This is a genomic window from Brevundimonas sp. (assembly GCF_035627055.1).
Classification (GTDB): domain Bacteria; phylum Pseudomonadota; class Alphaproteobacteria; order Caulobacterales; family Caulobacteraceae; genus Brevundimonas.
Window position 1 is genome coordinate 279,578 of record NZ_DASPMM010000018.1, and the last position, 20,893, is coordinate 300,470.

20 protein-coding genes are annotated in these 20,893 nt (G+C 72.1%); 7 read left to right on the top strand and 13 right to left on the bottom strand.

Annotated elements, in window-relative coordinates:
* Window positions 1–25: 25 nt before the first annotated feature.
* The 4 genes from VEA98_RS09620 to VEA98_RS09635 all read right to left on the bottom strand — a co-directional run bounded on the left by VEA98_RS09620 (window position 26) and on the right by VEA98_RS09635 (window position 2,601).
* Window positions 26–574 carry a CC0125/CC1285 family lipoprotein gene (locus tag VEA98_RS09620; protein ID WP_324813499.1) on the bottom strand — a complete coding sequence of 183 codons (549 nt, stop codon included), beginning with the start codon at window positions 572–574 and terminating at the stop codon, window positions 26–28.
* An 82-nt stretch (window positions 575–656) separates the two neighbouring features.
* Entirely contained in the window at window positions 657–1,289 is a 633-nt protein-coding gene (locus tag VEA98_RS09625) for a LysE family translocator (RefSeq protein WP_324813503.1), read from the bottom strand.
* A 45-nt stretch (window positions 1,290–1,334) separates the two neighbouring features.
* A complete protein-coding gene (locus VEA98_RS09630) occupies window positions 1,335–2,006 on the bottom strand; it encodes a hypothetical protein (RefSeq protein ID WP_324813505.1) in 672 nt (223 codons plus the stop codon).
* Window positions 2,007–2,115: 109 nt separating this feature from the next.
* Complete coding sequence (locus VEA98_RS09635) at window positions 2,116–2,601, bottom strand: translation initiation factor IF-2 (protein ID WP_324813507.1); 486 nt, start codon at window positions 2,599–2,601, stop codon at window positions 2,116–2,118.
* A gap of 133 nt (window positions 2,602–2,734) precedes the next feature.
* On the opposite strand from VEA98_RS09635, the gene VEA98_RS09640 reads away from it, so the two are divergent.
* Entirely contained in the window at window positions 2,735–4,033 is a 1,299-nt protein-coding gene (locus VEA98_RS09640; RefSeq protein WP_324813509.1) for a PQQ-dependent sugar dehydrogenase, read from the top strand.
* Here VEA98_RS09640 and VEA98_RS09645 read toward each other — a convergent pair.
* Window positions 4,030–5,256 carry an argininosuccinate synthase gene (locus tag VEA98_RS09645; protein WP_324813511.1) on the bottom strand — a complete coding sequence of 409 codons (1,227 nt, stop codon included), beginning with the start codon at window positions 5,254–5,256 and terminating at the stop codon, window positions 4,030–4,032. The genes VEA98_RS09640 and VEA98_RS09645 overlap by 4 nt on opposite strands.
* Window positions 5,257–5,352: 96 nt before the next feature.
* Window positions 5,353–6,300 carry a zinc metalloprotease HtpX gene (gene htpX, locus VEA98_RS09650; protein ID WP_324813514.1) on the bottom strand — a complete coding sequence of 316 codons (948 nt, stop codon included), beginning with the start codon at window positions 6,298–6,300 and terminating at the stop codon, window positions 5,353–5,355.
* An 86-nt stretch (window positions 6,301–6,386) separates the two neighbouring features.
* On the opposite strand from htpX, the gene VEA98_RS09655 reads away from it, so the two are divergent.
* The 3 genes from VEA98_RS09655 (at window position 6,387) to VEA98_RS09665 (ending at window position 8,131) form a co-directional block, all read left to right on the top strand.
* A complete protein-coding gene (locus tag VEA98_RS09655; protein WP_324813516.1) occupies window positions 6,387–6,635 on the top strand; it encodes a succinate dehydrogenase assembly factor 4 in 249 nt (82 codons plus the stop codon).
* A gap of 71 nt (window positions 6,636–6,706) precedes the next feature.
* Window positions 6,707–7,210: a hypothetical protein gene (locus tag VEA98_RS09660; RefSeq protein WP_324813518.1), complete on the top strand. Its 504-nt coding sequence runs from the start codon at window positions 6,707–6,709 to the stop codon at window positions 7,208–7,210.
* Between the two features lie 126 nt (window positions 7,211–7,336).
* Window positions 7,337–8,131, top strand: a complete 795-nt coding sequence (locus VEA98_RS09665) for a hypothetical protein (RefSeq protein WP_324813520.1) — start codon at window positions 7,337–7,339, stop codon at window positions 8,129–8,131.
* 6 nt (window positions 8,132–8,137) lie between these two features.
* Here the strand turns inward: VEA98_RS09665 and pyrF are convergent, their stop codons facing one another.
* Window positions 8,138–8,854, bottom strand: coding sequence for an orotidine-5'-phosphate decarboxylase (gene pyrF / locus VEA98_RS09670; protein WP_324813659.1), 717 nt, complete (start codon window positions 8,852–8,854; stop codon window positions 8,138–8,140).
* Between the two features lie 103 nt (window positions 8,855–8,957).
* Between pyrF and VEA98_RS09675 the strand changes: the two genes are divergently transcribed.
* Window positions 8,958–9,656, top strand: a complete 699-nt coding sequence (locus VEA98_RS09675; RefSeq protein WP_324813522.1) for a MarC family protein — start codon at window positions 8,958–8,960, stop codon at window positions 9,654–9,656.
* Here VEA98_RS09675 and VEA98_RS09680 read toward each other — a convergent pair.
* Window positions 9,653–10,456: an SDR family NAD(P)-dependent oxidoreductase gene (locus VEA98_RS09680; protein WP_324813661.1), complete on the bottom strand. Its 804-nt coding sequence runs from the start codon at window positions 10,454–10,456 to the stop codon at window positions 9,653–9,655. The two genes, VEA98_RS09675 and VEA98_RS09680, sit on opposite strands and share 4 nt — an antisense overlap.
* Complete coding sequence (locus VEA98_RS09685) at window positions 10,453–10,923, bottom strand: Rrf2 family transcriptional regulator (RefSeq protein WP_324813524.1); 471 nt, start codon at window positions 10,921–10,923, stop codon at window positions 10,453–10,455. Before VEA98_RS09685 ends, VEA98_RS09680 begins: the two co-directional genes overlap by 4 nt.
* A 165-nt stretch (window positions 10,924–11,088) precedes the next feature.
* Between VEA98_RS09685 and VEA98_RS09690 the strand changes: the two genes are divergently transcribed.
* Together VEA98_RS09690 and VEA98_RS09695 are read left to right on the top strand one after the other, a co-directional pair.
* Window positions 11,089–13,074: a potassium transporter Kup gene (locus VEA98_RS09690; RefSeq protein ID WP_324813526.1), complete on the top strand. Its 1,986-nt coding sequence runs from the start codon at window positions 11,089–11,091 to the stop codon at window positions 13,072–13,074.
* Window positions 13,075–13,121: 47 nt separating this feature from the next.
* Window positions 13,122–14,459, top strand: coding sequence for an RsmB/NOP family class I SAM-dependent RNA methyltransferase (locus VEA98_RS09695; protein ID WP_324813528.1), 1,338 nt, complete (start codon window positions 13,122–13,124; stop codon window positions 14,457–14,459).
* Here VEA98_RS09695 and VEA98_RS09700 read toward each other — a convergent pair.
* The 4 genes from VEA98_RS09700 to glnD all read right to left on the bottom strand — a co-directional run bounded on the left by VEA98_RS09700 (window position 14,456) and on the right by glnD (window position 20,853).
* Window positions 14,456–15,157 carry a GNAT family N-acetyltransferase gene (locus tag VEA98_RS09700; protein WP_324813530.1) on the bottom strand — a complete coding sequence of 234 codons (702 nt, stop codon included), beginning with the start codon at window positions 15,155–15,157 and terminating at the stop codon, window positions 14,456–14,458. The two genes, VEA98_RS09695 and VEA98_RS09700, sit on opposite strands and share 4 nt — an antisense overlap.
* Window positions 15,158–15,224: 67 nt before the next feature.
* On the bottom strand, window positions 15,225–16,262 hold the full coding sequence (gene trpS, locus VEA98_RS09705; protein WP_324813533.1) for a tryptophan--tRNA ligase: 1,038 nt from the start codon (window positions 16,260–16,262) through the stop codon (window positions 15,225–15,227).
* A 151-nt stretch (window positions 16,263–16,413) separates the two neighbouring features.
* Window positions 16,414–18,120: a murein biosynthesis integral membrane protein MurJ gene (gene murJ, locus VEA98_RS09710; protein ID WP_324813535.1), complete on the bottom strand. Its 1,707-nt coding sequence runs from the start codon at window positions 18,118–18,120 to the stop codon at window positions 16,414–16,416.
* Window positions 18,121–18,129: 9 nt separating this feature from the next.
* A complete protein-coding gene (glnD, locus tag VEA98_RS09715; protein WP_324813537.1) occupies window positions 18,130–20,853 on the bottom strand; it encodes a [protein-PII] uridylyltransferase in 2,724 nt (907 codons plus the stop codon).
* Window positions 20,854–20,893 lie beyond the last annotated feature (40 nt).

A 20,893-nucleotide genomic window follows, 5' to 3' on the forward strand; every position in this document is an offset into this window, starting at 1 on the left:
GCTGCCTGCTGCCTGATCCCTCGGATTACATCGGCCGCGGCATCCGCGGTCCGAGGTTCTGGATCACCTCGCGGGCGTCGAAGGCGTTGGGGTCGCCGGCGGGCTTGGCGCCGTGGCCGACCACGATCTCGGCGGTGGCCTCGAAGCGGTCGATCTCGCGGATGTCCATGCTCGGGCCGAACGGATCGCGCCACGGGCTCCAGTAGCCGCGGCGGTAGTAGCGCCACGACGGGCCCCAGAACGGGCTGTAGCGGTCGTAGTAGAACGGGTCGGGCGAGCCCTGGTAGCGCACGTCGCGGTCGACGGCGCGGTTGACTGTGGCGAACCAGTCGTGGCCGCTCTCCAGCGTCACCTCGGCGGCGCGCAGCAGCAGGCCCATCTCGACCTGGTCGCGCGAGGTCACCGAATTGCCGGCGAAGCTGACGCGGAAGCGGGTCTCGTCGACCCGCATGTCGGAATAGCCGTAGCGGCTGCCCTGTCCGGCCGGGCCGTAGGGGGTCGCCGTCGCGCAGGCCGACAGGGCCAGCGCCGCCGTCACCGCGAGCAGGACGGGCTTGAGGACGCGAGTCTTCATCTGAATTCTCCTTGGGCGCCCAGCAGACGCCTTTCCTGCTGAACGGCACATGAACAACGCGGTTCCGCCGGCGGGCAAGCCCTTATAAACGCGAAACAATAAGCACGGAAGCGGCCAGCAGCAGGCCGCCCGTGGCGAGGGCGAAGGCGCGCCGGAAACGCGGCTCGGACATGCGCCGGGCCAAGGCCGCGCCGCCCAGACCGTAGGCGGACATCGACAGCACGTCCATGCCGATGGTGGCGAGGGCGAACAGGGCCAGCTGCGGGGCGGCCGGGCGGCTGACGTCGAGGAACGGCGGCAGCACGGCGGTGAAGAACAGCACCGCCTTGGGATTGGCGATCTGGACCATGAAGCCGTCCAGCAGCGCGCTGCGTCCGAGCCGGATCGCAGCGGCGCGGGGATCGGCGGCGGTGCGGAAGGCGCCCCTCAGGGCGTTGACGCCCAGCCAGGCGACATAGAGGGCGCCGCCGATCGAGACGATCCGGAACGCCTCGGGAAAGGCGATCACCAGCGCGCCCAGCCCGAGGGCGGCGGCGGCGAACCAGACCAGGGTGGCGGCGTTCATGCCGACGACGCCGGCGAGGGCGCCGGCGGGGCCGCGCTGCACCCCGTTGGCGACCGAGAACAGGTTGGCGGGGCCGGGCGTCACGGCCATCACGCCCATGACCCCGAGGAAGGTCAGGTAGAGCGACGGATCGACGGGCAGGCCGGACATGGCCGCCGTGTCGCGTCCGCCGCGGGCACGGTCAAGGCGGAACTGTCAGTCGGCGTCGGGAGCGGCTTCGACGGCCTCGACCTCGTCGGCGTCCACGTCCATGTCGGCATCGATCTCCGCGACCGCCACGGCCAGCTCGACCTGGGCCTCGTCGGCCGAATCCAGGGCCTCGCCGAGGGCGTAGTCGGCGACCAGGCCGTAGGTGGCCATGTGCTCCGGATCGTTCGAGGCCCAGGAGCCGTTGACGGCCATGCCCTGGGCGCCGGCGATGACCCCCTGCAGCGCGCCCGAGGCCTCGACCCCGGCGAGGGCCTCGGCGGTGATGGCGTCGATGTCGAGCCCGGCCAGCGCCTCGGCGGTGACGGCGCTGACGTCGACATTGGCCAGGGCCTCGGAGACCATGGCGTCGATGTCGATCTCGGCCAGCGCCTCGGCCGCAATGCCCGTGGCGTGCTGGGTGGCCACGGCGGTGAAGGCGGTCACGTCCGGTTGGTACTCGGTCCACAGGGCGGCGATGCGCAGTTCGCGCTGGGTCTCGCTCAGGCTGGCGTCCGCGGAAATGAGCTCGGCGCGTTCGCCGAAGGACTCCATGCGCGCCTCGAAGGCGGCGGCGGCGGCCTCGAGCGCGGCCTCCGACGACCCCCTGGCTTCCTGGGCCACCGAGGCGGACAGGGGCAGCAGGGCGAGGGCGGCGGCGAGGGAAAGGGCCTTGATCATGACGGGGCTCCTGAAGGACCCGCGCAAAATCCGCCGAACGCCGTCCGGTCTCAAGTGAAATCGCGGTAAGGCGGCGGGACCCGGGGCCCCGCCGCCCTGGAGTCCGCGCCTACTGGGGCGTCGCCGGAGCGGCCGGAGCCGCGGCGGCGGCGGCGGCGCCCTGCTGCACCTGGGTGCGGACCATGGTCGGAATGGTCCGCACCATCGGCACGACCTGGGCGATGGCCGCGGCGGCCTGGGCGCGCTCCTCCTCGGTGGCGGCCGAGGTCGTCTGGCCCTGGAGGAAGGCGTTCAGATCGTCGGCGAGGGAGTCGGCCTCCGGCTGGTGGCGGGCCACAATGGCGTCCAGCGCGGCGTTGGCGCGGGCCTGGTCGCCGGCGGCTTCGGCGATGGCGGCCTGCATTTCGCCGGCCATGACCTGCATGCTCTGGCCGAAGGCCTCGCCCCGGGCCTCGAGCGCCGCTTCGGCCGGATCGACCGCTTCGGCGGCCGGGGCGGGCGCTGCGGCCGGCGAGGCGGCCGGGGTTTCCTGGGCCAGCGCAGGCGCGGCGAAGGCGAGAGCCGCCGAGGCGGCGAGAATGATGCGGAGTGACATTGACGGGGTTCCTGGTGCGTCGAAGGAGCTCATGCTCGTGCCGCAAAGGGTGGCGCCATTCCGCGGCGAGGGCGAGACCATTTCTGGCGGCGGCGGTCCGCGCTAGCCTGCGCCCGATTGGGAGGGGGCCGTGATGATCCGTCGGACAATGATGGCGACCATGCTGGCGCTGGCCGGCCTGATCATGCCCGCCGCCGGCCCCGCGTCGGCGCAGGGGGCGAGCCGGGCCTATGCCGTGTCCGGGGAGTGCGGCGGACGAGCGGCGACCCGGGTCCGGATGGCGCCGGGCTACTGCCTCGGCCGGGTCTGGCAGCGCGCCGGCGGAGTCGGGCCGCGGATGCCGCGCGGCCTGCTGGAGCTTCCCGACGGCGACTGGCTGGTCACCGATCTGGGCGGCTGGGAGGCGGGGCGCGGGGCGCTGTGGCGGATGAGCTGGGCCGAAGGCGGGGCGGTGCGCTGGACGCGGCTGATGCGCGGCCTATCGATGCCGCACACGGTGGCGGCTGGACCCGACGGACGCATCTACGTCGCCGAGATGAGCCGCATCTTCGCCGTCGATCCCGCCCGGCCGGAGGCGGCGGTGAGCGTGGTCGAGGGCCTGCCCGACAACCGGCTGCACGAGAACCGCCACCCGCTGTCCAGCTTCGTCTTCGACGGCGACGGGTCGCTGCTGATCAATGTCGGCGCGCCGTCGGACCGCTGCCTTGACGACGCCGGAGCGCCGCGCCGGGATGCGCGGGGCCAATGCGCCGAGGCCGGCGAGCAGGCGATGGTGCGGCGGTACCCCTACCTCGGCGGCGGGCGCTGGAGCCCGCAATGGACGCCGTTCGCCACCGGGCTGCGCAACTCCGTGGCGCTGGCGCGGCATGCGTCGGGCGCGATCTACCAGGCCGAGAACTCGGTCGACCTGACCACCCCGGACCGGCCTTTCGACGAGATCAACCGGCTGGTCGCGGGCGCGGATTACGGCTGGCCGTACTGCACCGACATGGGCGCCGCCCTGCCCGGCTGGAGCGCGCGGCAGGCGCGTTGCGGCGAGCGCGCCGCGCCCGTGTCCCTGCTGCCGCCGCACGCGGCGCCGCTGGCCCTGCTCTACTACGACGGCGAGATGTTCCCGGAGCTGCGCGGCCGGATGCTGGTCAGCTGGCACGGCTACCGACGGGCGGCGGGACGGGTCGTCGCCATCGAGACCGGACCCGACGGAGCGCCGCTGACCGACACGCGGGCCCGCTACGCCCTCTATCCGCGCGGCAGCCTGCCCTATCCGGCGGAGGCGCCGGCGCCCCGGGCCGTGGTGCTGACGCCGGGATGGGATGCGCGCGCCGCAGTCCACCCGCGCGGTTCGCCGGCCGGGATGGCGGTGGCGCGCGACGGCTCGATCTGGATCGCCGACGACCGCGCCGGCGCCATCCTCAGGATCGCGCGGGACTAGCCGCGCTGATCGCGCTTGCCGAGGACGCGCAGGCGCAGGGCGTTCAGCTTGATGAAGCCGGCGGCGTCCTTCTGGTCGTAGGCCACGGCGCCGTCCTCGAAGGTGACCAGCTCCTGGTCGTAGAGGCTGTGCGGGCTCTCGCGGCCGATCACCGTCGCATTGCCCTTGTAGAGCTTGACCCGGACCGTGCCCGTAACCTTGGCCTGCGAATGGTCGATGGCGGCCTGCAGCATCTCGCGCTCGGGCGAGAACCAGAAGCCGTTGTAGACGAGGTGGGCGTATTTGACCGCCAGCTCGTCCTTCAGGTGCATGGCCCCGCGGTCGAGGGTGATCGACTCGATGCCGCGGTGCGCCGCCAGCAGGATGGTCCCGCCGGGGGTCTCGTAGACGCCGCGCGACTTCATCCCGACGAAGCGGTTCTCGACGAGGTCGAGGCGGCCGATGCCGTTGTCATGGCCGTACTGGTTCAGGGCCGTCAGCAGGGTCGCGGGCGACATGGCCTCACCGTTGATCGAGACGGCGTCGCCCCGTTCGAAGTCGATGGTGATGACGGTCGGCGTATCGGGCGCGTCTTCGGGGGCGAGGGTCCGTTGGTGGACGAATTCGGGAGCCTCGACGGCCGGGTCCTCCAGCACCTTGCCCTCGGACGAGGAGTGAAGAAGGTTGGCGTCGACGCTGAACGGGGCCTCGCCGCGCTTGTCCTTGGAGATCGGGATCTGGTGCTTCTCGGCGAAGTCCAGCAGGTGCTCTCGCGACCGGAACGACCACTCGCGCCACGGCGCGACGACGCGGATGTCGGGCTCCAGCGCGTAGTACCCGAGCTCGAAACGGACCTGGTCGTTGCCCTTGCCGGTGGCCCCGTGACAGACGGCGTCGGCGCCGACCATGCGGGCGATCTCGATCTGGCGCTTGGCGATCAGCGGGCGGGCGATCGAGGTGCCGAGCAGATACTGCCCCTCGTACAGGGCGTTGGCGCGGAACATCGGGAAGACGTAGTCCCGCACGAACTCCTCGCGCAGGTCGTCGATGAAGATGTTCTCTTCCTTGATGCCGAGCTTGAGCGCCTTCTCGCGCGCCGGGGCCAGCTCCTCGCCCTGGCCGAGATCGGCGGTGAAGGTCACGACCTCCGCGCCGTATTCGGTCTGCAGCCATTTGAGGATGATCGAGGTGTCCAGCCCGCCGGAATAGGCGAGCACGACTTTCCTGGGCGCTGGCAGGGTCATGGAGGGGTCCTTCGGCGAACGCGGGGAGGCGTCGGGCGTATGCGCGCGCTTAAAGGACCAGACGCCCGGCGATGCAAGGGCGGGATTGGGGCGGGATCAGCCCCACGGCCCCGGCTGGTGCGACGGCGTGCTCGGCACGCTGGTCGACGGGGGAATGTCAGCGAGGTTCGCCCGCCCCGGCGCCAACCCCATCTTGGCGCCCAGATCCATCAGCGCCCGGACGCGGTTGGCCGTCGCGGGGTGGGTTGAGAACAGGTTGTCGGCGCCGCGGCCGGCCAGCGGGTTGATGATGAACAGCTGGCCGGAGGCGGGATTCCGCTCCGCCGTCGTGTTGACGATCTGCTTTGCCAAGCCCTCGATCTTCTGCAGGGCCGAGGCGAGGGAGGCGGGGTCGCCGGCGATTTCCGCCCCCACCCGGTCGGCCTCGTACTCCCGGGTGCGGCTGATGGCCATCTGAACGAGCCCGGCGGCCATGGGCGCGAGGATCATCAGCGCCAGGGTCCCGATCAGGCCGCCGGGGCGCTCGCGGTCGTCGCCGCCGCCGAAGAACAGGGCGAAATTGGCCAGGGCGGCGATGGCGCCCGCGACGGTGGCGGTCACCGTCATGGTCAGGGTGTCGCGGTTCTTCACATGGGCCAGCTCGTGGGCCATGACGCCGCGGATCTCGTCGCGGGTCAGCCTGTCGAGCAGGCCGGTGGTGGCGCAGACGGCGGCGTTGGCCGGATTGCGGCCGGTGGCGAAGGCGTTGGGCTGGTGGTTGCGAATGATGGCGATGGTCGGTCGCGGCAGGCCGGCGTCCTGCGCCATCTGGACCACGTCGGCGACGTAGGTGCGCACCACGGCGTTGGGATGGGTCTCGTCGACGGGTTCGGCCCGGTACATGCGCAGCACGATCCTGTCGGCGTTCCAGTAGCTGAACAGGTTCATGCCGGCGGCGAAGACCAGGGCGATCAGCATGCCGGTCGCGCCGCCGATCATGTAGCCGATGCCCATGAACAGGGCGGTCAGGGCGGCCAGAAGGACGAAGGTCTTGAGGTGGTTCATCGTCGGTGAAAACTCGAAGGGCTGGTGCGGAAACGGCCGACCGCCAACTTGTGGAGTCGCCGGCTTTGGCTCAAGGCAGGACCGCTGTGACCGATCATCCCACCTCCGACACCCCCGCCGCCACATCCGAAACGCCCGCCTTCAACGCGGACGTGCCTCACGCCACCCCGGAGCGCCCGCTGAGCGACGCCGCCCGGCGGGCCCTGCTGGAAGCGGCCGATCGCCGCGCCGGCGGCGGGAAGACGGCGTTGACGCCCGAGCACGGCGGCCCGCGCGGCCCCGAGCCGACCCGCTACGGCGATTGGGAGAAGAAGGGGCTGGCGGTCGATTTCTGACGGCGGAAACTCCACTGGCAGAACCGGGGCGGACGAACGGCGTTAACCCTGGCGCACAGGAGTCCGCCGCCATGATCCGCCCCCTCGCCGTCGCCGCAGCCCTGGCGGTCGCCTCCCTCGCGGGCGCGGCCTCGGCCCAGACCTGGGGCCAGCCGATCTATGTCAGCCCCTACGGCCGTGTCGTCGGCGGGACGCCGCTGTCGGAGATCGAGACCCGCGCCTACGTCAACACCGGCCGCTGGGCCGACGGCTATTCCGACCAGGCCTATGTCTATGTGCCGGCGCCGGTCTACGGCGAACGGTACGGCTACGGCTACGGCCGGGACTACGGTCACGACCGGCGCCGCCCTGAGCGCGGCTACGGCTATGGCGACCGATATGCATACGGCCATGGCCGCCGGGCATACGGCTACGGCCACGGCGGCTACGAGCCCCGTCCCCGGCCCGGCTACCGCGACGTCTGGGGCTACAACGACGACCGGCACCCATCCTCGCGGCGCTGGTCGAGCGACCGGCGCGCGCGTCGTTACGACCGCGATTGCGGCTGCGGCGACGTCTACCTTTACGACCGCTGAGGCCGGACAGGGTTAATTTCGACGCCGCCCGGGGAATGCCAAGGCCTCGATTTCGCCCCCTCGGTGCATTCCGAACCCTTTTCTTTCCAGTGACTTACAACGGCTCCAGCCTCCGGAGTCCGTGCCATGCGAGCGTTAACCCTTTCCGCAACCGCCGCCGCCCTCGTCCTGCTTGCGGCCGGCTCCGCCGTCGCCGGGGATCCGAGAGGCGGCGGCCATCATGGCGGTCCCTGCTGCGCGCCGCCGCCTCCGCCGCCCCCGCCGTGCTGCAACCACGGCGGCGGCTCGCGCAATGTGAACATCAACGTCAACGCCAGCGCCCGCGCCTTCGCGGAGGCCTCCGCCACCTCGCACTTCAACGCCCGCGCCTACGACGTCGGCTCGATCCGCGCCCGCGGCTTCGGCGGCGGCACGGTCTATGTCGGCGGCGGCTACGGCGGCGACATGGCCTACGGCTATTCGGGCGCGCCGGTCTATTACGACATCGACCGCCGGGTGATGGCCTGCGCCAGCGCGCCCTTCGGCTATCTGGTCACCGGTTTCGGCCGCGAGGGGCGCCAGCCGCCGTCCTGCGGGGCCTATGTCGAACACGAGGATTACGGGTACGACCGCGGCGGCCGCTACGGCTACAGCGAGCGCCACGACAGCTATGAGGCGCGGTCGTACGAGAGCTACGAAAGCTACGAGGAGTACGGGGCCTACGAGGCCTATGAAGAGGCCGGGGCCTATTCGGATCACGACCGTTACCGGGAGCGCGACTGCGACTGCCGCGAGCGCGCGCCCTATCCGCCGCCCTACCTGCCCGAGCCGCCACGCTACGAGCCTCCGGCCCCGCCGGCGCGCCCGCACCGGCCGCGGCGTCCGCGCCATGACGCGCCGCCCCGTCAGCAATACCGCCAGGAGCCCGGCGAGCGCGGCTAGACCGGACTAGGTCGCGATCCCGTCGATCGAGGCGGCGATGGCCGAGGCGGCGGAGAGCGGATTGTCGGCCGCGATCACCGGCCGGGCGACGACGAGGTGGGTGGCCCCCGCCTCCAGCGCGGCGCGCGGCGTGGCCACCCGCTGCTGGTCGCCCTTGTCCGCCCCCTCGGGCCGCACGCCCGGGGTGACGATCAGGAAGTCCGGCCGCCCGGCCTCGCCGGCCAGCTGACGCACCCGGGCCGCCTCGAGCGGGCTGGAGACGACGCCGTCCATGCCGCAGTCCAGCGCCTGGCGCACCCGCCGCTCGACCAGCTGCGAGGCGGTGAAGCCGTAGCCGAGGTCGGTCAGGTCGGCGTCGGACAGGCTGGTCAGCACGGTGACCGCGAGCAGTTTCGTTCCGGCGCCCGCCGTGTCGCGCCCCTTGACGGCGCCGCGCATCACCTGCGGCTCGGCATGGACGGTGAGCAGGTCGCAGCCGCCCTCGGCCACAGCCCGCGCCGCGCCCTCCACCTGGGCCCCGATGTCGTGCAGCTTCCAGTCCTGGAAGATCATCTTGCCGCGCGCCCGCAGCTCGTGGGCGAAGGCGACGCCCCCGGGCCGGGCCAGCAGGGTCAGGCCGACCTTGTAGGCCGAGACGGTGGCGCCGATCCGGTCCACCATCTCGCGCGCCGCCTCCACCGAGGGCAGGTCGAGGCCGACGATCAGGCGGGGGTCGGTCAGCACAGGCGTCATGGCGTCGCTCCTCTGGCTCAATCAGGACTGGACGCGCGCGCGGGCGTCAGCCTTGATGGCCGCTGACGGGTGAATTGCAGGGCGAGGTCAGCACATGGACGCGGTCGATCTGGGCGTCAACCTGTTCGTGGCCCTGTTCGCCCTGCTGGATCCGATCGGCAACCTGCCGATCTTTGCGGCGGCGACGGTCGGCGCGTCGCTGCGCCAGCGGATCTCGGTGTCGGCGCTGATCTGCCTGTTCGCGGTGGTCTTCCTGGCCTTCTTCCTGTTCACCGGCCTCGGGCTGCTGCAGTTCTTCGGCATCTCCATGGCCGCCTTCCGCATCGCCGGCGGCATCCTGCTGCTGCTGCTCGGCCTCGACATGGTGCGCGAGGACTTCCTCAAGATGTTCGCCGACGTCGAGTCCGCGACCGACGCCCAGGACGTGCGCGGCTATGCGCGGCGGCGCTTCAAGCGGCTGATCGTGCCCTTCGCCATCCCCTTGATGATCGGCCCCGGGGCCATCTCGACCGTCATCATCGTCGCCGGCGAGGGCCAGGAGATCGGGCCGGCGGGCACCGTCGCCGCCCTCGCCGCCATCGGGGCGGCCGGCTTCGTCAGCTTCATCTGCTTCGCCCTGACGGGGCCGCTCAGCCGGTTGCTGGGCGACGTCGGCATGGCGGTGATCGTGCGGGTGCTGGGCCTGATCCTGTGCGCCCTGGCTATCCAGTTCATGCTCTCGGGCCTGTCGGAGGCCATCCCCGGCATGTTCAGCTCGATCGCCACCACGCCGTACCCGGCAGGCGGGCACTAGATCCGCTTCAGCCGCCGGGCGTGGCCGCCGACCATGGCCAGGGCCAGACGGTCGGGGAGGTGTTTGGCGAGGCCGGCGAGCAGGGTGTTCAGGATCCCGGGGGTGACGCTGGGCCGGTTGGCTTCGCAGGCCTCGTAGCCGGCCCGCGCCACGCGGCTGGCGTCCATCCACATCCAGGCGGGATAGGCGGCGGAGACCTCGGCGCGCGTGCCGTTGGCGTCGTGGAACTCGGTCAGGGTGTAGCCGGGGCACAGGGCGGTGACGTGCACCCCCGTTCCGCGCAGTTCGAGATGCAGGCCTTGGGAAGCCTTGATCAGGAAAGACTTGATCGGCCCGTAGAGGGTGTCGCCGCCGGTGGCGGGCATCCGCCCGGCCAGAGAGGCGACGTTGAGGATGCGGCCGTAGCCGCGCTCGACCATGCCGGGGGCGAACAGCCGGGCCAGCTCGACCGGGGCGGTGAGCATGACGCGGATCGTGGCGGCGTGGGCCTCGGGATCGGTGTCGAGGAAGGCGGCGGTGCGGCTGAAGCCGGCGTTGTTGACGAGGCCGTCGATAGTCAGGCCCCTGGCCGCGATGGCGTCGAACAGGCGGCGGGGCGCGGCGAGATCGGCGAGGTCTTGCGGGACGACGGCGACGGCGGCGTCCTGCGCGGCCAGTTCGGCGGCGAGGGCGCGCAGGGGGGGCTCGCGGCGGGCCGTGAGCACGAGGTCCCAGCCCTTGTCGGCATAGACCCGGGCCAGCGCCGCGCCGATGCCGGCTGAGGCGCCGGTGATCAGGACGGTGCGGCGCTTCGGGCTCAGGCGGCGACCGGGCAGGCGGCGTGCGGGGCGAAGGCCGCCAGCGAGGGCGGGTCCTCGGCCAGCAGGTCGGCGATGGTGATCTTCGACAGGGCCTCGCCGGCGGCGCGGTCGGCGGCGGTCAGGGCCTTGGCGACCTGACGCGGAATATGGGTGCTGACCGGGCAGTGCTGGGCCCCGGCCGGCGGCGAGCCGAGGTGGGCGCAGCCGTTGACGGCGCGCAGCACGGTGTCGAGGCTGATGGTCTCGGGCCGGTGCAGCAGCCAGGCCCCGCCCGAGGCGCCGGGCCGGGTGGCGATCAGCCCGGCCTTGGCCAGCAGGGCGGTGACGCGCCGCACCACCACCGGATTGGTCGGGATCGAGGCGGCCAGAACCGCGCTCGGCGCGGCCTCGGCCGGCGAGTAGGCGCCCTTGTGGGCCAGATAGGCCAAGGCGTGGGCGGCGACGGGAAAGCGTTGGCTGTCGGACATGGCGTTGGCCTCAAGATAGGATGACGGCGGCGCTTTCACAAACCGGCGGCGCCGACGCGTGCAACCTTGCGGGCCGCAGGCCGATTGAACCGCCCGGTGAAAGGGCCTAAAGGCTCGCCGCTCGTTTGATGGGAACCGCGCCGTGCGGCGTCCCGGAGGCACTTCATGGTCGGGGCCCCTCCCCAAGGTGAAGACGGCAAGCCCGCCGCCGCAAGCTCCCCCAATCCCCAGGACAAGACCGTCGCCCCGGCCCACCCGCACCCCGCGGCTGCGGGCGAGGGCGGTCACGTCCGCGCGGGCAAATGGGGCCTGATCCTCGGCGCCATCGGCGTGGTGTTCGGCGACATCGGCACCAGCCCCCTCTACGCCATGCGCGAGGCGCTGAGGCATTCGCGCAGCGGCGGCACGGAGGAGCTGGCGGTGCTGGGCACGGTGTCGCTGGTGTTCTGGGCCCTGCTGCTGGTGGTGACGGTCAAATACGTCGTCTTCCTGATGCGGGCCGACAACAAGGGCGAGGGCGGCACCCTGGCGCTGATGGCGCTGGCCCAGCACGCGCTCGGCAAGCGTTCGGCGCTGGTGTTCTTCCTCGGCGTCTGCGGCGCGGCCATGTTCTACGGCGACGGCGTGCTGACCCCGGCGGTCTCGGTGCTGTCGGCGGTCGAGGGCCTCGGCGCCGCGCCCGGAGTCAGCGCCTCGGTGACGCCGTTCATCGTGCCGATCGCGGCGGGCATACTGATCGCCCTGTTCATGGTGCAGTCGCGCGGCACCGCCAGCATGGCCCGGGCGTTCGGGCCGATCACCGCCGTCTGGTTCCTGGTCATGGCGGGGCTGGGCCTCTACCACATCTTCGACGACCCCTCGATCCTGAGAGCCCTGTCGCCGCACTACGGCGCCCTGTTCCTGATCGATAACGGCGTGCTCGGCTTCATCCTGCTGGGCAGCGTCTTCCTCGCCGTCACCGGGGCCGAGGCGCTCTATACGGACATGGGCCATTTCGGAAAGGCGCCGATCCGCGCCGGCTGGCTGTGGTTCGTCCTGCCCTGCCTGATGCTGACCTACCTCGGTCAGGGAGCCCTGGTGCTCAGCGACCCGGCGGCGCGGCTGAACCCGTTCTGGGCGATGATCCCCGAGATCATCTACTGGCCGGTGCTGATCCTCGCCACGCTGGCCACCATCATCGCCAGCCAGGCGGTGATCACCGGGGCCTTCTCCCTGACCCAGCAGGCGGTCCAGCTGGGCCTGCTGCCGCGCATGAACATCCTGCAGACCAGCGAGAGCCAGGCCGGTCAGATCTTCGTCCCCTCAGTCAACACCATGCTGCTGATCGGGGTGCTGGTCCTGCTGGTGCTGTTCCCGACCTCGTCGCAGCTGGCGGGCGCCTATGGGGTGTCGGTGACCGGGGCCATGCTGGTCGACAGCCTGCTGGCCTTCTTCATCGTCCGGCGGCTGTGGAAGTGGAGCCTGCCGCTCAGCGTGCTGGCCGTGACGCCCTTCCTTGTGATCGATATCGCCTTCTTCAGCTCCAACCTGCTGAAGGTGCCGCAGGGGGCGTGGGCCCCGCTGGTGATCGGCGCCGGCATCGTGCTGCTGATGTGGACCTGGACGCGCGGCACTCAGATCCTGACCGCCAAGACCCGCAAGGACAGCCTGCCGCTGGCCGACCTGATCGAGATGCTGCGCGCCCGGCCGCCGCACCGCGCGCCCGGCACGGCCATCTTCCTGACCTCCGACCCGGACGTCGCCCCGGTGGCCCTGATGCACAATCTCAAGCACAACAAGGTGCTGCACGAGAAGAACGTCATCCTGACCGTGCGCACCACCGACCGGCCGCGCGTCGCCGAGGCCGACCGCATCCGCATCGAACCGATCTCGGACGATTTCAAGAAGCTGGTCATCTCCTACGGCTTCATGGAGCAGCCCAACCTGCCCAAGGCGCTGGGCATCTGCCGCAAGCAGGGGCTGAAGTTCGACATCATGTCGACCAGCTTCTTCCTCGGGCGGCGCTCGGTCGTGGCCTCGGCGGCGCAGGGCATGCCGATGTGGCAGGACCGGCTGTTCATCTTCCTGATGCGCAACGCCACCAACCCCACCGACTTCTTCCACATTCCGCCGGGGCGCGTCGTCGAGCTCGGCGCGCAGGTCGCCGTATGAGCCGTGAACCCTCCAAGGGGCGCAGCTCCGCCGCCCGGGGCCGCCGCATGGCCGAGAAAACCCGCGGACCTCGCCCGCCCAGGGCCGAACAGCCCCGCGACGAGGCCGCGGATATCGGCGTCGAGGCGCGGCTGGCGGCCGGGGTTCTGCTGAACGCGGCGCTGGAGGGGCGCGGCGGACTGGACGCCGCCCTGTCGTTCCGGGAGGTCGCCGCCCTGCCCGGCCCCGACCGCGCCTTCGCCCGAGCCGTGGCCATGGCCGCCCTGCGCCGGCTGGGCGAGATCGACCAGATCCTCGACCGACGGCTGCAGAAGGGGCCGCCGCTGGCGGTGCGCACCATATTGCGCGTCGCCCTGGCCCAGACGCTGGTGCTGGAGACGCCGGCCTTCGCGGCGGTGTCGACGGCGGTGAAACTGGCCGAGCGCGATCCCAAGACCCGGCCCTACAAGAACCTCGTCAACGCCGTGCTGCGCGGCATCGAGCGCGAGGGGCCGGGGCTGACCACCGCCGAGTCCAACCTGCCCGACTGGCTGGCCGCCCGCTGGCGCGCGACCTATGGCGAACCGGCGCTGGCCGGGCTGGCGCTGGCCGCCCGCGAGGAGCCGGCCACCGACCTGAGCCTGAAGCCCGGGCTCGATCCCGCCGCCGTGGCCGAGGCCGTCGACGGCGAGGTCCTGACCGGCGGGACGGTGCGTACCGGGCGGCGCGGCGACATCTCCGGCTGGCCCGGGTTCGAGGACGGGACGTGGTGGGTCCAGGACGCCGCCGCCGCCGTCCCGGCCCGGCTGCTGGCCCCGAAGGCCGGGGAGGCCATCGTCGATTTCTGCGCCGCGCCGGGCGGCAAGACCCTGCAGCTGGCCGCCGCCGGCGCCGCGGTCGTGGCGCTGGACCGTTCGGACAAGCGGCTGGACCGGCTGCGCGCCAATCTCGCGCGGACCGGGCTGGGCGCCGAAGTGGTGGTCACGCCCGCCGAGGAGTGGGACGACCCGCGCAGCTTCGACGCCGTGCTGCTGGACGCGCCCTGCACCGCCACCGGCACCTTCCGGCGCAATCCGGAAGTGCTGCGCGCCACCAAGCCCGCGGATGTGGCCAAGCTGGCCGACGTGCAGCACCGGCTGCTGGACGCCGCCGCCGAACGGGTCAAGCCGGGCGGGCGGCTGGTCTATTGCGTCTGCTCGCTGGAGCGCGAGGAGGGCGAGACCCAGGTGATCGCCTTCCTGCGCCGCAACCCGGCGTTCCGAACGGCCGCCGCCGACCCGAAGGCGCTCGGCGCGCCGGACGAGGCCCTGACGCCGGAAGGCTGGCTGCGCATCCTGCCGTCGATGTGGGCGGAGAAGGGCGGGCTGGACGGCTTCTTCATCGCCCGGCTGGACCGGGTTTCCTAGGGCAGGACGGTGTAGGTCATCCGCGCGCGGGTGCTGAACCCGAGGTCCTCGTAGAAGGCGATGGTCGCCGCGTGGTCGGCGTAGGCGTGCAGGAAGGCCTGTTCGCCGCGCTCGATAATGCGGCCGACGACGATGCGGCTGAGGGCGCCGGCGAGGCCCTGTCCGCGGAACTCGGGATGGGTGCAGACGCCGCTGAGTTCACTGAACCCGTCGACCTTCATCCGCTCGCCGGCCATGGCGATCAGCCGGCCCTCGCGGCGTACGCCGACGAAGCCGCCGAGCCGCAGCGTGCCCTTCCGGAACGGACCGGGCCGGGTCAGGGTCGCCAGCGCCAGCATCTCGTCCGCATCCGCTTCGGACAGGGTCAGGACGTCGGGGTCGCCGGGCTGGCCGGGAGTCAGGGCGGCGGCGGTCATCTGCACGCAGGCGGCCTGTGAGACCGGCGGGAGGTCAGGGAGGGCGGCGGCGATCGGGGTCCCCTCCGGCTCGACCAGACCCGCGCCGGGATAGCGGCGGCAGAGGTCGTCCAGCGCCGCCCGGCTGCCGGCCGAAACATCTGCGGCGGCGGCGAAGACCCCGATGTCGGGGTCGAGACGCACCGCCGCGCCGCCCTCGTGCTCCGCCCGGATGGCCAAGGACGCGAGACGGGTGGCGAGCGCGCTCCAGACGGGGCGATCGAGAGGGTGGTTCAAGGTCATGGCCCTACCTGGTCAAAAGCGCGGCCGTTCGCCAGTCCCGGACCGACGCGAGGTCCGAAAGCCGCGCCTAGGCCCGCCAGAAGCCGACGATCTTCTTGACCTCGTCGACCACCGGATCGGCGATGGCGGCGGCGCGGTCGGCGCCGCCCTTCAGGACCCGGTCGATCTCGGACGGGTCGTCCATCAGCCTGCGCATCTCGGCGGTGACCGGGGCCATGGAGGCGACGGCCAGCTCGGCCAGGGCCGGCTTGAAGGCGCCGAAGCCCTTGCCGCCCCATTCGCGCAACACCTGCTCGCGGGTCTCGTCGGCCAGCGCCGCATAGATGGTGACGAGGTTCTTCGCCTCCGGCCGGGCGTCGAGGCCCTCGACGGCTTCCGGCAGCGGCTCCGGGTCGGTCTTGGCCTTGCGGATCTTGGCGACGATGGAGTCGGCGTCGTCGGTCAGGTTGATGCGCGACAGGTCCGAGGGATCGGACTTGCTCATCTTGGCCGCGCCGTCACGCAGACTCATGACGCGAGGCGCGGGGCCCTGGGTGAGGGGCTCGGGCAGGGGGAAGAAGCCGGGAACGCCGAAGTCGTTGTTGAATTTGGCGGCGATGTCGCGGGTCAGTTCGAGGTGCTGCTTCTGGTCCTCGCCGGTCGGCACCTCGGTGGCCTTGTAGAGCAGGATGTCGGCGGCCTGCAGCACCGGATAGGTGTAGAGGCCGACCGAGGAGCGCTCCTTGTGCTTGCCGGACTTCTCCTTGAACTGGGTCATGCGGTCGAGCCAGCCGAGGCGGGCGACGCAGTTGAGGATCCAGGCGAGTTCCGAATGCGCCCGCACCGCCGACTGCGGGAAGATCACCGACTTCGCCGGGTCGAGGCCCGAGGCCAGATAGGCGGCGGCGATCTCGCGGGTCTGGGCGGTCAGCAGGGCCGGGTCCTGCCACACGGTGATGGCGTGCAGGTCGGCCACGAACAGGAAACAGGGCGCGCCCGTGTCCTGCAGCTGGGTGAACCGCTTCAGGGCGCCGAGGTAGTTGCCGAGGTGCAGGGCGCCGGAGGCCTGGATGCCGGACAGGATGCGGCGGGGGCCGGCGTAGGGGGCCGGGGTCTGGTCAGTCATGGTCAGGGTCTCGGGAGAAGGCAGGAGGGAGCGCGCGCACGGGCGCGGAACGGGGCGGTGCGATCAGCCGCGCCATCGCCGGGCGGCGAGGAAGGGTCCCGAATGAGCCATGCCTCGCGCTTATCGCCTCGACGCCGGAAGGGCAAGGCGGTCAGCGGCCGCGCCGGATCAGACCGCGCACCTCGGCGACCGTGACGGCGCGGGTGGCGAAGGCGAGGGCGACGTAGGTCAGGCCCCCTGCGGCGGTGACCAGCAGCAGGGCGGTTTCCTTGGCCCCGTGGGTCGTGCCGAGCCGGGCCAGCAGCTCGGCGACCGGCGTCTCGTAGCTGGCGCGGAAGGCGGCGGCGACGCCGACCACCACCGCCAGACCGGCGGAGGCTGCGGCGATGCGGGCGAGGCGCGACAGGGCCGGAACGCCGGGCCGGTAGAGGCCCCTCCGCCACAGGGCGCCGCCGAGCAGCAGCACATTCGTCCAAGCCGCGGCGGAGACCGCGGCGGCGATGCCCGAGACGCCCATGCCGAGGTTGAACAGGCCGATGGCCAGGGCCGCGTTCACCGCCACCGAGACGAGGGCGAACTTCATCGGCGTGCGGGTGTCGCCGCGCGCGAAGAAGGCGGGCGCGAGGATGCGGATCAGCACGAAGGCCGGCACGCCCCAGCCGAACTGGAACAGGGCCCGGGCCGTGTTGACGGCGTCGAACTCGAGGAAGGCGCCGCGCGTGAACAGGGCGTCGATCAGGAAATAGGGCATGGCCATCAGGGCCGCGGCGGCGGGCAGGGTCAGGGCCATGGAGAGGGTCAGGGCCTCGTCCATAGAGGCCTGCTGCTGTTCGTGGTTGGCCGAGGCGACCGCCCGCGACAGGCGCGGCAGCAGGGCGATGCCGATGGCCACGCCGACGAGGCCGAGCGGCAGCTGGTAGAGGCGGTCCGCCGTGGCCAGCCAGGTCCGGCCGCCGGCCACGAAACTGGACAGGTTGCCGGAGATGAAGACGTTGATCTGGGTCGCCGAATTGCCGACGGCGGCGGGGATGGCGGTGATGATGATGGCCTTGACCGGCGGGGTCAGCCTGGGGAGGGCGAGGCGGATGTCGGCCCCAGCCTTGCGGGCGGCCCACCAGCACAGTCCCGCCTGCGAGACACCTGCCGCCAGCACCGCCCACGAGGCCGCATAGGCGGCCCCGACCTGGTCGCCCTGGGCCGGGATGACGGCGGCGAGCATGATCAGGTTGAGCAGGATCGGATAGGCGCCCGAGACGATGAAACGGCCCCTCGCGTTGAGCACGCCCGACAGCAGGGCGGCGACGGCCATGCAGGGCAGGTAGGGCATGGTGATCTGGGTCAGGATGACGGCCAGCTTGAAGCGCGCGGGATCGTCGAGGAAGCCGACGTTGATGACGGTCATCAGCCACGGCATGGTCAACTGGGCGACGATGGTCAGGCCGAGGGTGGCGACGGCGACGGCGGCGAGGGCGTCGGTGGCGACCTTGTCGGCGACCGCCTCGCCCTCGGTCTGCAGCGTCCGCGCATAGGCCGGGACGAAGGCGGCGGCGAAGGCCCCCTCGGCGAAGATGCGGCGGAACAGGTTGGGGAAATTCAGGGCGGTGTTGTAGGCGTCCGCGGCCGGTCCGGCCGAGGCCCCCAGCGCGGCAGAGATGACCACGTCGCGGGCGAAGCCGGCCAGCCGGCTGACCAAGGTCAGGCCGCTGAAGATGGCCGAGTTGCGCATCATGCCGCCGCCCTTGCCCGCGGTGGCCGCAGAGGCCGGCGGCTGGACGAGAGGTTCCGAGGTCCCCGAGGCCGAGGGCACCGGCGGGGCGGCTTCCATGGGTTCCACGGGGGGCGGGGTCTTGTCGGCCATGTCAGCGCTCTAGCCCGCTTCGGGCGCGCGCGATACGGGCGGCCGGGCGGGCCGCAGCCGGCCGAGCTCCGAGACGTCGCGCAGGCTGGCGCGGACCGGGGCCGAGACCGGCGCGGCGCCGCGGTCCTTGCGGTCCAGCGCCGCTTCCAGATCGGCGCGCAGCCGGTCCAGCGCCGCGCCGGCCTTCGGCTTCCGGCCTTTCGCATCGGTGACGTAGAAGCTGTCGACGGCGCGCTCGCCGAAGCCGGCGATGTGGGCCGAGCGGATCGACAGGCCCGCCCCCGCGAACACCCGCGCCAGGTCCGCCAGCAGGCCCGCGCGGTCGGCCCCCGACACCTCGACGACGGCCGCGCTCGGGCTCTGCTCCAGGTCGATGATGGTGGTCGGCCGCACGTCGAAGGCGGCGCGCCGGGGATTGAAGGGCGACGGCGGGGGCGAGGCGCGGCCCGGCTGGCCGCGCGCGGCCGCTTCCAGCGCCTTCAGCAACCGCACCAGACGGCGCGGCTCGGCCTGGCCGTAGGGCGCGCCGGCGCCGTCCTGCAGGTCGAACACATCCAGGGCGGCGCCGTCGTCGGCGGTGGCCACCCGCGCCCCGACCACGTCGGCGCCGGCGCTCGCGAGGGCCTCGGCGAGATCGGCGAACAGGCCGGGCCGGTCGACGGCCGCCACGGCCACCCGCGTCGCCGAGCCACCGCCGTCCTCCGCGCCGTCCAGGACCTCGGCCGCCGCCCCCTCGGCCCGGGCGCGCGCCATCAGCGCCGGATAGTCGTCCAGCGGATCCGCCCCGCTGATGTCCTCGCCGCGGAACACGGCCTCGGTGCGCAGGTACAGGTCGCGGATCAGCTGTCCCTTCCAGCCGTTCCAGACGCCCGGCCCGACGGCGCGGATGTCGGCCACGGTGAGGATCAGCAGGGTGCGCAGCCGCTCGGGATCGCCGACCAGTTCGGTGAAGGCGCGCACGGTTTCGGGATCGGACACGTCGCGCTTCTGGGCATAGTCGCTGAGCGCCAGGTGGTTGCGCACCAGCCAGACCACGAATTCGGTTCGGCGCGGGTCGAGGCCGAGCCGGTCGCAGGCGCGGCGGGCGGCGATGGCGCCGTCCTCCAGCTGCCCCCGGTCGCCGCCCTTGCCGACGTCGTGCAGCAGCATGGCCAGCATCAGGGCCTCGAAGTCGTCGATGCGGTGGACGATCTCGCTGGCGTTCGGGTGCTCCGCCTTCAGCTTGCCGCGCTGGATGTCGTTGATGATGCCGATGGCCTGCAGGGTGTGCTCGTCGACCGTGTAGGCGTGGTACATGTTGAACTGGGTCTGGCCGACGATCCGGCCCCATTCGGGCAGGAACCGGCCCAGCAGGCCGGTCTCGTTCATCAGCGTCAGCACCCGGTAGGGCCGCTGGCCGTGGGCCAGGATGTCGAGGAAGGCGCGGGCGGCCTCCGGGTCGCGGCGCAGCGACGGCGTCACCAGCGACAGCGATCGGCTGACCGCCGAGAAGGCGTCCGGATGCAGGTCCAGATCGTGGACGTCGGCGCAGCGGAACAGCATCAGCAGCTTTTCAGGGGCCGCCGCGAACACCTCCGGCCCGGTCACCGACAGCCGGCCCCTGTCCTCGATGAAGCCGTCGACGCCGAGCTTGCGCCGGCGGCCCGGGATCAGCCGGGACAGACTGAGCGTCGGTTTCTGCTGGCGCGCCTCCAGCTTGGCGGACAGGGCGCGGGTCAGGGCGCCGACATCGCGGGCGACGATGAAGTAGCGGCGCATGAACCGCTCCACCGCCGGCTCGTCGCCGCGGCCGCGCCAGCCCATGCGGCGGGCGACCTCGGGCTGCAGGTCGAAGGTCAGCTTCTCCTCGGCCCGCCCGGCGACCCTGTGCAGGTGCGCGCGGGTGCGCCACAGGAAGTCGAAGGCCTCCTCGAAGGTGCGGCGCTCGCGCGGGGTCAGCAGGTCGTCGAGCACCCGCGCGCCCAGCGGGCTGTCGGGGGCGAGGGAGCGGGCGATCCAGAACAGGGTGTTGAGATCGCGCAGCCCGCCCTTGCCGTCCTTGACGTTGGGCTCGACCCGGTACCGCACCGCCCCCGCCTTCTGATGGCGGGCGTCCCGCTCCTCCAGCTTGGCGGCGATGAAGGGGCGGGGATCCGTCCTGGTCACGAAGGCGCGGAAGCGGGCGATGAACGCCTCGGCGAGGGTCTCGTCGCCGGCGAGAGGCCGCGCCTCCAGCAGGGCGGTCCGGACGGTCATGTCGGTCTTGGCCAGGGCGAGGCATTCGTCGACCGAGCGCGCCGACTGGCCGACCTTCACGCCGAGGTCCCACAGGACATAGAGCATGAACTCGATGACCTGCTCGGTGCGCGGGATCGGCTTCCACGGGCGCAGGAACAGCAGGTCGAGGTCCGAGAAGGGCGCCAGCACGCCGCGTCCGTAGCCGCCGACGGCGATCAGGCTGAGGCGCTCGGCCTCGGTCGGATTGGGCGCGGGATAGAGGGTTTCGGTCGTGAAACGCCACAGGGCGATCAGCATCTCGTCCGCCGCCGCCGCGTGCAGACGCGCCACCTCGACGCCGCCGAGCCCGTATTCCAGCCGCTGCGCCGCCTTCAGCCGGGCCGCGTCCCACGACTGCCGGAGCAGCGCCGTGGCCGCAGCGCGCGGATCGGCCGCGGCGGCGGCTTTGGCCCAGGCGTCGCCGGAAGGGCCGCCTGCGTCTGCGGTGTCGGCCGGTCGGCGGCTGCGGGGACTCATGCCCCCGATATAGACCGGGAGACGGCCACGCGCGACAAGG